Source organism: Massilia sp. UYP32 (assembly GCF_050434365.1).
Taxonomy (GTDB): domain Bacteria; phylum Pseudomonadota; class Gammaproteobacteria; order Burkholderiales; family Burkholderiaceae_D; genus Telluria; species Telluria timonae.
In genome coordinates this window covers 1-1,216 of sequence record NZ_JBNDIK010000073.1, presented here as the reverse complement: position 1 = coordinate 1,216, position 1,216 = coordinate 1, and the positions used below count along the sequence as shown (strand labels likewise).

Annotated in this window: 1 protein-coding gene; it reads left to right on the top strand. The window is 54.1% G+C overall.

Annotated elements, in window-relative coordinates; translation table 11 throughout:
• Positions 1 to 74 precede the first annotated feature (74 nt).
• Positions 75 to 1,216, top strand: a 1,142-nt coding sequence (locus ABIB42_RS25905) for an IS4 family transposase (RefSeq protein ID WP_429249215.1), incomplete at its 3' end; no start/stop codon positions are given.

The window sequence follows — 1,216 nt, the reverse complement described above, 5'->3', positions numbered from 1 at the left end:
TAATGCCGCTAAGTTAACGATCTTTGCGGCATTTTTTCGTTGTAAACGTGGCTCAGAAATGTTAACTTTCGGCCATGCTTTCTGATGCCATCCCCCTCGTCATTGACCTACCTAATCCTCTTGAGTGGAGCCGCCTTGGCGAACATCTGCCCTACGAATGGGTGGAAGCTGCGTTAGTAGCGAACGATAAAGCGACTATCCGCTCTCGGCGGTTACCCGCGCAGCAGGTCGTCTGGCTAGTCATTGCTCTGGCGATCTATCGACACCGTTCCGTCAAGGACATTGTCGACTCGCTCGACCTGGCATTGCCCGAGTTGGCAGACCGTTGCATCACCTCCAGCGCGACAACGCAAGCTCGACAACGCTTGGGCTCCGAGCCGCTTGAATGGTTGTTTCACAAGTCGTCGCGGCAGTGGATTGCGCACGATGAAGCGCATTATCTGTTCAAGGGCTTGCATCTGCTTGCCATGGATGGCACGACATTGCGCCTGGCAGATAGCCCAGACAATCGCGAGCACTTTGGTTCTCAAATCTACCCCAACAACAAGGTTGCCAGCTATCCACAAGCACGCGGCGTGACCCTGATGATGATGGAAACCCAACTGATCCGTGATGCCCGTTTTGGACGCTACGACATCAGCGAAACGACGCATGCCCACTCTCTGCTCGAGAGCATTCCTGACGACTCGCTCACTGTGTTTGACCGAGGCTTTCTGTCAGCGCAACTACTATGCAATCTCGTCAACCATGGAACGAATCGACACTTCCTTGTGCCCGCCAAGAGCAACACCAAATGGACTCTAATCCTAGGCACGGACGACGATGGCATCGTGGAAATGATTGTCTCGCCTGCTGCACGCAAAAAAGATCCCGCTCTGCCAGAGACTTGGCGCGTGCGCGCCGTAAGAACACCGGATGACGGATCGGGAAAACAGCGGTACCTGCTTACGTCGCTGATGGATAGCAAGAAGTTCAAGGCGGTTGACTTGATTGCTTGTTATCTCCGACGCTGGCGTATCGAAACAAGTTATAGGGAACTGAAGCAGTCAATGATGGGCTCGGAGTTGACTCTGCGCAGCATGACGGTCAGCGGTACCGAGCAGGAAATCTGGGGGGCGATGATCGCTTATAACCTGATTCGCGTTGAGATCGCCAAGGCCGCGCTGGAAGCGAAATGCGAACCGACGAGCATCAGTTTTACTACTGCCCTGATGAC